General features: G+C 41.0%; 8 protein-coding genes and 3 tRNA genes. 5 read left to right on the forward strand and 6 right to left on the reverse strand.

The annotated features are described in order from the left end of the window. Positions 1 to 2: 2 nt before the first annotated feature. Positions 3 to 1,205, reverse strand: coding sequence for an acetate kinase (locus tag HRU23_15630; GenBank protein NRA55571.1), 1,203 nt, complete (start codon positions 1,203 to 1,205; stop codon positions 3 to 5). A 289-nt stretch (positions 1,206 to 1,494) separates the two neighbouring features. Between HRU23_15630 and HRU23_15635 the strand changes: the two genes are divergently transcribed. Further along, positions 1,495 to 1,932 (forward strand): DUF412 family protein, encoded by a 438-nt coding sequence (locus tag HRU23_15635; protein NRA55572.1) that lies wholly within the window; start codon positions 1,495 to 1,497, stop codon positions 1,930 to 1,932. A gap of 148 nt (positions 1,933 to 2,080) precedes the next feature. Next, on the forward strand, positions 2,081 to 2,485 hold the full coding sequence (locus tag HRU23_15640) for a hypothetical protein (protein NRA55573.1): 405 nt from the start codon (positions 2,081 to 2,083) through the stop codon (positions 2,483 to 2,485). Here the strand turns inward: HRU23_15640 and HRU23_15645 are convergent. Both HRU23_15645 and HRU23_15650 read right to left on the reverse strand, forming a co-directional pair. Further along, positions 2,465 to 3,223: a 4'-phosphopantetheinyl transferase superfamily protein gene (locus HRU23_15645; protein ID NRA55574.1), complete on the reverse strand. Its 759-nt coding sequence runs from the start codon at positions 3,221 to 3,223 to the stop codon at positions 2,465 to 2,467. The two genes, HRU23_15640 and HRU23_15645, sit on opposite strands and share 21 nt — an antisense overlap. A 102-nt stretch (positions 3,224 to 3,325) precedes the next feature. Next, positions 3,326 to 4,954: a BamA/TamA family outer membrane protein gene (locus HRU23_15650; protein NRA55575.1), complete on the reverse strand. Its 1,629-nt coding sequence runs from the start codon at positions 4,952 to 4,954 to the stop codon at positions 3,326 to 3,328. A gap of 190 nt (positions 4,955 to 5,144) precedes the next feature. Between HRU23_15650 and HRU23_15655 the strand changes: the two genes are divergently transcribed. Continuing rightward, positions 5,145 to 5,795, forward strand: a complete 651-nt coding sequence (locus HRU23_15655) for an MBL fold metallo-hydrolase (protein NRA55576.1) — start codon at positions 5,145 to 5,147, stop codon at positions 5,793 to 5,795. Positions 5,796 to 5,827: 32 nt separating this feature from the next. Here HRU23_15655 and HRU23_15660 read toward each other — a convergent pair whose 3' ends face one another. The 3 genes from HRU23_15660 to HRU23_15670 form a co-directional block, all read right to left on the reverse strand. Beyond that, on the reverse strand, positions 5,828 to 6,229 hold the full coding sequence (locus HRU23_15660; protein NRA55577.1) for an acyl-CoA thioesterase: 402 nt from the start codon (positions 6,227 to 6,229) through the stop codon (positions 5,828 to 5,830). 298 nt (positions 6,230 to 6,527) lie between these two features. Beyond that, positions 6,528 to 6,603 (reverse strand) — tRNA-Val (locus HRU23_15665). 40 nt (positions 6,604 to 6,643) lie between these two features. Then, positions 6,644 to 6,719: transfer RNA gene (locus tag HRU23_15670), tRNA-Val, on the reverse strand. A gap of 381 nt (positions 6,720 to 7,100) precedes the next feature. Here HRU23_15670 and gltX point away from each other — a divergent pair. Then, positions 7,101 to 8,510: a glutamate--tRNA ligase gene (gene gltX / locus HRU23_15675; protein NRA55578.1), complete on the forward strand. Its 1,410-nt coding sequence runs from the start codon at positions 7,101 to 7,103 to the stop codon at positions 8,508 to 8,510. Between the two features lie 88 nt (positions 8,511 to 8,598). Further along, a tRNA-Ala gene (locus tag HRU23_15680) sits at positions 8,599 to 8,674 on the forward strand. The last annotated feature ends 1 nt before the right edge of the window (position 8,675 follow it).

Below are 8,675 nucleotides of genomic sequence, written 5' to 3' on the forward strand. Positions count from 1 at the left end.
GATTATTGCTCCAACGTTGCGATTAAGCTGATAGCATCTTGAGCGATAACCAGTTCTTCATCGGTTGGAATAACGATGGCTTTCGGGCCTGTTGGACCATTGATAAACCCAGCATTACCAAAACGAGCATCAAGATTTGCTTGTTTGTCGACTGTAAAGCCAAAGATCTTAAGTAATGATAAAACTTTGGCGCGAATTACGTCTGAATTCTCACCAATGCCACCAGTAAAGACGACAGCGTCTAGCTCACCTAATGGTACGGTATAAGATGCGATATATTTAGCTAACCGATAACAGAAAATATCAAGGGCCAGTTGCGCGCCTGCATGACCTTGTTCTGCTGCTTCTTCGATTAAACGACAATCGTTAGATAGCTCAGAGATACCTAGTAGGCCACTTTTCTTGTTAAATAACTCGGTAACTTGGCTTTGATCATAGTTCAATTGTTCGATCAAGTAGTTATTAATTGCAGGATCAAGGTCGCCACAACGTGTGCCCATCACCAAACCTTCAAGTGGGGTAAAGCCCATGCTGGTATCGACACTTAGGCCATTTGCAATGGCTGTAACACTAGCGCCGTTACCAAGGTGGGCACAAATAATATTGGTTTGATTAACTGGCTTGTTAAGCATTTTTGCAGCTTGACCGCTAATGTAGAAATGGCTAGTACCATGAAAGCCGTAGCGACGGATGCCGTTCTTCTTATATAACTCATAAGGTAGCGCATATAAATAAGCATGAGCAGGAATAGTTTGGTGATACGCGGTGTCAAATACTGCAACTTGTGGCAACGTTGGAAATGCAAGAATAGCCGCATTAATACCGACAATATTGGCAGGGTTATGCAATGGCGCCAACTGCGAAACTTGTTCTATCTCTGCGATAATTTCAGGGTTAATTAACGCTGATGTTTTAAACTTCTCACCACCGTGTACGACACGATGACCAACCGCCACAATGCGATCGTCTAAACCGTATTCTTTCAACTGAGCCACTAAGGTATCAATCGCACTTTGGTGCATAGCACCGGCGCCTAATTTAATAGTCTCTTTGTTGCCATTATATTTAATTTTAATAAAAGGGCTGTCTGAGCCTAATGAATCAGCTAAGCCAGAAAGGATTTGTTGTTCAGTTTTGCTATCAACTAATGCGAATTTCAGCGAAGAACTACCGCAGTTTAGAACGAAAACAAGTGAGTTTGTCATTTATGCTACCAAATTGTGTTGTATGCAATCATAATTAATAAAAGTGCTATCGCGTGAACTATTACACGTTATTAGGACTAAAATTAATGAAGATTGGAATTACTAGAAGTTACCAGTTAATCTTATTAAAAGTGAAAAAAATGAATTGTCGCGCTTAAAACAGATATAGTACAATTATACTAATTGTTTTGGGTTTGATATAGGCGCTAGCCGTAAAATTATGACGTTGGCATCACAAAAGCTCATTTTTTTAGCATATCGTATAGTTTTTACCCGTTGAGGATACATAATGACTGAATTAGTTAAGTTAATTGCTCTTGGGCGTAAATATCAAAAACTGTGGCCGATTAAAGGTGAGCTTAGTGTCATTTTTAAAGAGCCGAAAATTATCACTCTATGTCTATTAGTGCAAAAAACCGCGCCAGCAATTGCTTGCCTTTCTTTCGTCGCTCAGTTTACTTACTTTGGCGCTGATGTGATCCCGCGTGCTTTAGCGATGTCATTACTCATTGTTAGCATGCCTTATCAAGGTCTTATTTGGTTGGGGCATAGATCTCAACAACCGTTGTCTCATAACTTGATTAACTGGTGCAGCGAAATTCGCACCCAGATGGTTAACGCCGGTATGTATGTTAAACCGGTCACGTCTAAGGCGAGTTATATGGATATGGCTCAGCTGCTAAATGATGCTTACGCGAAATTAAATAAAGCCTTTCAATTACCTTAATCATTTTTATAAACCAACGTTCTTACTGATGCAGCGGCTCTATGCCGCTGATACCTATCTATTATATTACCCGCTGCTTGATCCAGATCTTAGAACCATTCACGAATCTATTTTATGATTAGATCATCGTTATTAGTAGGGGATCCGCATGATAAAAATTTCTGTGCTTATATTGGGTTGCATAACCACGCTTATTATCCTGTTGGTTAATCAGCTCATTTTTATACTAATAGCGGCCTATAGTGGAATTGCGGGTAATGAACATCAATTGTGGTCACAGTACCAAGGCATAATTTGGCAAGTAATGGGGCTGGCGACGTTGTGTGGTTCGATGTGGCTTGGTGGTTTGACGGTTCGCCTGATGGTGACACATCATCGGGCGTTACACGGTTTTATCGTTGCCTGCGTGATTAGTGGCACATTTATTGGAAGCTTGGGCGATCGCGGTCAATTAACCGCGATGTCAATGGTGGTATTTTTGTCGGCTGCAGTCTGTGGCGCTTTGGGGGCACACGGTTTACCTTGGCGAAAATTAAAGCGGGATCTCAACTAAATCTGTTTGTGCTAACGGTGTTAGATATCGAGTCGTGATGGTCATATTTTGGTTACATGGTGCTTTTACCGTTAGGGCCATTCGGTGATCTTTACTCGCTTCAAACAGCCAGCTTTTCCAATGTGCTGGGTTGTCATTTCGCTGCGCGCAAAAGCTAAGCTTAACCTGTGCTCTGTTGCTTAAGTCAAAACTAAAGTGGTTGAGTGGAATCGCTAAACCATCGCCACAGGCTTTAATATAAGACTCTTTAAGGGTCCAGTAATCATAAAAATGCCAAGGTTGCTGTGCGTGTTCAAATTGCTGTAGCGCCTCAATTTCCGTGGGTGAAAAATAACGCGGTGCCAACTTATATGTATCACTATTACGTTTGGTATATTCAACATCAATGCCTAATGGAAATGACTTTGTTACCGCGCAGACAATCATGTCATTCGCGTGAGACAGGTTAAATTCGAGACTTACTGATGAATCTTTTAAGTAAGGTTTACCGTTGAATCCACGACCAAATTGCCAATCTTGCGGCTTAACATCGCCGTAGTGCGATAATATGCAGCGTATAAAAGCGCGTGTCACTAATCCACTGTGCTGGTCGGCAGGGCGAATGTAACGATTCACTTTATGCTGCTCGTCACTGCTAAGTAAATCGAAATATTGAGTTAGCAATTGTTTATCGGTGATTGTGCTAGGGCGCACCAGCCAGATATCGATTTGATTGTTTGATAAGGTAAGTATGGACAAAGCAGCACGTTCATTAGTTAAAGGAAGTCGATGATAACATGGTTACTCTAACCGAGATAATAGCTTAGCGTAGAGTTGGTGGAATTACTGAACCGCCAGTAACTAGAATGACTGCTTGACCTTAATTATCAATTGCATGCTATCAATTGTGTCGTTGTTACTGAGGGGAAAGGCCAAATCTAGATGGATAATATGGTTGGCATCAGCTCGGGTTGGCGTTAAGCGCAGACCAACCCCTATATCGCTGATAAATTGGCTATGATTAGTTTGAGCTGCCTGTTGTTCGCTTTGCCATACTTTTCCTATGTCAAAATAAACAGCTGCTCCGACCCGCACCAATTGATACAAATAAACATCACTGTAATAACGTTCTTCCAAAGATAATACCGCACTATGCTTAGCTTCAAGAAAGCGTAATGGATAACCACGTAATCCGGTGTCACCACCAAGAAATAGTTGTTTTTCTCGGTGCAGTTTATCGGTTGAATTGATGTTTATTGAGCTAAAAAATACCCAATCTGGTGAGTGGAAGTTATAATAATCGCTCTTAAAGTGAAATAACTGCTGATCTGCTTGAAAGTTGTCACCTTGCCAATTCCCCTCAAAAGAAGCCGTTAAATCGATAAGTTGTTGATCGAATTTAAAAGCATTTTTAAGCTCGGCCTTAACTATGACTTGGTCTGGATCGTCACTTAGCGATTGGTCACTGTAGCCAATTAATGCGCTAACATAGTGGCCTAAATTAATATCTTCGGTGCGTTTTATCGAACGATAATTTTGGAGCTTAATGTAGTTATCTTCTAATAGTTCAATACTTAACCAGGGGTATATCGCTTTCCTGTCGCTTGGCACGATATCGAGAGGGTTATGCAGTGATTTTTTTAAAAAACTATCTTGCTCTATTGATAGACCGTAGCGCCAGCGGACACTTTTTTTGTTTTCATAGCCGCGAGAGTGGCCAAAGAAAAGACTGGAATGTTGTAATTTATGTTCAAATTCACTGCTTAATTCGGTGTCATGATAAATTGAATCGATCCGTTTTTCGTTATTGTATTGGGCACCATAAGTGTAGGTACTCGCTAGTGAATAGAAGGGTAATTCGAAGCTTGTAAATTGACGATAACCATCACTATTATCGCTAAACTCAAGATTAATTTGGCGGCGAGTTCCCATAATATTAGGATCTTTGTAGCTAATTAAATACTCGGTTCGTTGATCCGCTTCAGTACGGGCAACTGTAATACGCTTGCCTCTGCCCAAGAAATTTGAATCGCTAAGCGCCATCGTCGTTTTAGACTCACCGCCACTACGCGACACGCTAAACGATGGGGTTAGTGACCACAAATCTCGGGTGGTAACTTCGACGTCCACTTGGTTGTTACATAAACTTAGCGGTCGAATTCGTGCACCGTAAATATACTTTCTACCGCGCAGCAGACGTTCCGATTCCTGTTGGGTAGCTTGAGTATAAAGCTCACCAGATTTAAATAGAATGTTATCAGTAATGACTTGTTCTTTAGTGACGATATGCAATGAATTGAGTGTGCGAAACAACCAATTTTGTTCGTCAGGATTTCGTTCATCAAATACGTTATAGCGATTAATGCGGATGTTGTTGACGGTGGTATTTTCATCGATTAAATGTTCGGGGAGCAACTCAACATCGTCGGTCAGTGCTAATTCAAAAGGTGCCGATAATTGATTATGACTGAGCCATTGGCAATTAGTCAATTGGGCATTGACTTGATAGCTCGCACACAACAACAGCGCGCTGGTTATTCTTTTTGTTGCTAGGTTAACCTTGATGATGGAAAACTCCTTGTTCCATAAATTAGACAGTTAACAGTCTTAGTCATTTATTCTTATCATAGAAGTTATGTTAGGATCTAACAATATTTTTATTTTATAGGTCAATTTGATGTTGAAATACCAAGTTATTCCGGTCACGGCTTTTTCACAAAATTGTACGGTGTTGTGGTGCGATCAAACACAGCGGGGCGCTGTTGTTGATCCCGGTGGTGATATTGAACTTATCATTGATGCAATTGAACAACACGAGATTACGGTTGAAAAAATATTACTGACTCACGCTCATATTGATCATGCCGGCGGTACAGCTCAACTCGCGAAACAGTTAAACTTAACCATTGAAGGTCCGCATAAAGAAGATAAATTTTGGATTGATGCCTTAGATCAACAAGCGCAAATGTTTGGTTTTGATCCTGTCGAAAGTTTCACCCCAGATCGCTGGCTTGAGCAAGGGGATGTGGTGGCAGTTGGCAATGAAGTATTACAAGTGATATATACACCGGGGCACACGCCAGGCCATGTCGTTTTTTACTCTAAAACTTTAGACAAAGCTTGGGTAGGCGACGTGCTGTTTGCTGGTTCGATTGGTCGCACGGATTTTCCTCGTGGTGACCATCAAACATTGATTGACTCTATTTGTGAAAAGTTATGGCCGTTAGGTAATAGTGTCGAATTTATTTGTGGTCATGGTCCTAATTCAACGTTTGGTCAAGAACGACAAAGTAACCCGTTAGTCGGAGATCGCGTAACGGGCTTGGCATAAATTAGCTTATTTTATCTAATCAGAAGTTTAGTTTATACCGGTAGTACTGGTGTTGGCTTACCGTCGTCATCTACTGCAACAAAACTAAAGGTACCAGTGATCGCCTTTTCACGGTGATCATGGTACATGTCTTCGACATAAATATTCACTTCAACTTTTAAGCTGGTGCGGCCTACATGTACCACTTGACCAACTAACTCAACCAAACTGCCGCCAGGGATCGGATGTTTAAAATCAATGCGATCCGATGAAACCGTCACCAAACGCTTACGACAAAAACGTGTGGCAGCAATAAAAGCAGCCTCATCCATCCAAGATAATGCTTGGCCACCAAAAAGTGTGTCATGGTGATTCGTCGTAAAAGGAAAAATTGCTTTGGTAATACGTGCTTGGCTGTTCTCTAAACGTTCTAAAATGGCAGGATCTTTGATCATAATAAATATTACGCTGGTAAAAGAAGGGATTATACCAAATTTAAAATTAATCTTTTAGGTTTAGATAGATAAAGGAATTTTTGGATATTGTTTAATAACAAGGATAGTTATTTTTAGAGGTTACTAAAATATTAATTGTTTAGTAAGAATTACAGCGTCGCGATGAAGTCAGTGCGAGGTGCTAGTTTATATTATCGATGGTCAGGGATACTGGGTTAGAACGAGTGATTCGGTCGGGTTGTAAAGAGTAGAAGATGCTATCGCAACTGAGCTAATTGTTTTCTAGGGGATAATATGATGGTGGACGATACTGGGCTCGAACCAGTGACCCTCGCCTTGTAAGGGCGATGCTCTCCCAACTGAGCTAATCGTCCTCAGGGGTACAAGATAAGTTTTACATTTTAATCTAAAAAATGGTGGACGATACTGGGCTCGAACCAGTGACCCTCGCCTTGTAAGGGCGATGCTCTCCCAACTGAGCTAATCGTCCGGGATAGTAATACTAATGTTTTTCTTCTTTAGCTAGAATAGAAACTAAGTTTGTTTAACTGCGTTAATCTCCCTTGGTTTCGGGAGCGTATTATAGAGAGACTCTGTTTAGAGTCAATGGTTTTTTTTTAGATATGGATTGAGTGGTTGCTTTTAAATCGTTTTGCTTGTTGTTGTATTAAATTGCGCCAATATCCGGTTGAATTATGTCACATATTGCTAAAAATGGATAAACCAGATGATTTTAAATAGACCGTTATGCTTTTGAATTGGCTTTATAGATTGTAGTTATTGGTTATCTTGTTAAAATATGCATCATTATTTTGCTGTGTATACAATTATTAAGACACAGTCGCTTTCTACATAAGGTTAATCATTGATTATGACAATCAAAACACGTTTTGCTCCTAGCCCTACTGGCTATTTACATGTTGGTGGTGCACGTACTGCACTTTATTCTTGGTTATATGCCCAGAAAATGGGTGGCGAATTTGTCTTGCGGATTGAAGACACCGACATTGAGCGTTCAACGCAAGCGGCTATCGATGCGATTATGGAAGGAATGGAGTGGTTAGGACTAGAATGGAATGAAGGACCGTATTATCAAACCAAACGTTTTGATCGTTACAAAGAGTTACTTACGCAATTATTAGAGCAAGATAAGGCTTATCGTTGTTACTGTCCTAGTGAGCGCCTAGATGCCATGCGTGAAGAGCAAATGGCTAATGGTGAAAAACCTCGTTATGACGGTTGTTGTCGTAATTTAAGTGAGTATCCAACGGATGTTGATCATGTTATTCGTTTTAGAACGCCGCAAGAAGGCAGCGTTACTTTTGACGATCATGTTCGAGGCACTATTACTACTCAGAACAGTGAACTTGATGATTTAATCATTCAACGTACCGATGGCAGTCCAACGTACAACTTCTGTGTTGTGATTGACGACTGGGATATGGATATTACTCATGTTGTTCGTGGTGAAGATCATATTAACAATACGCCGCGCCAAATTAATATTCTTAAAGCATTAGGCGCGCCTATTCCTGAATATGCGCATGTGTCGATGATTTTGGGTGATGATGGTAAAAAGTTATCTAAGCGTCATGGCGCAGTTGGTGTGATGCAATACCGTGATGACGGTTTCTTGCCTGAAGCATTATTAAACTATTTAGTACGCTTGGGCTGGTCGCATGGCGATCAAGAAGTTTTCTCAATTGATGAAATGAAAGAACACTTCTCATTGGATGGTATTAATAAAGCCGCTTCTGGTTTTAACACTGAAAAATTATTATGGTTAAACAACCACTATATAAAGACCATGGACACTAGCTATGTAGCAAAGCATCTACAATGGCATATGGAAGAGCAGGGCATTGATATGTCTAATGGTCCGGCGTTAACAGAAATTGTTAGTGCGATGGGCGAGCGTGTAAATACTCTTAAAGAGTTGGCAGCCGCAAGTAAGTACTGTTATGTCGACTTTGAAGAGTTTGACGCTAACGCCGCTAAAAAGCATTTACGTGGCGTGGCATTAGCACCTCTTGAGTTAGTTGCTACTAAATTAGCAGCTATAGATGAGTGGACGGCCGAAAACATTCAACAAGCTATAGAAGCAACGGCTTGCGAGTTAGAGGTAGGCATGGGTAAAGTAGGTATGCCGTTACGAGTAGCTGTTACTGGAGCAGGCCAGTCACCAGGGTTAGATATTACCCTTAAACTCGTTGGTAAAGCCCGTAGCGTTGAAAGAATAGCCGAAGCGGTTAAATTTGTAGCTGCTAGAATTAATTCTTAAAAAAGGGGTTGACTCTTTTGTTCGAGGTGCATAGAATGCGCCTCGTTGTCAGGGAGGAGTCATCCACCAAGGCAGCAAAAATTAGTTCGGGGCTATAGCTCAGCTGGGAGAGCGCTTCGCTGGCAGCGAAGAGGTCTGCGGTTCGATCCCGCATAGCTCCACCAA

It is taken from the genome of Gammaproteobacteria bacterium (assembly GCA_013214945.1).
In the GTDB taxonomy this organism is placed as follows: Bacteria; Pseudomonadota; Gammaproteobacteria; order Enterobacterales; family Psychrobiaceae; genus Psychrobium.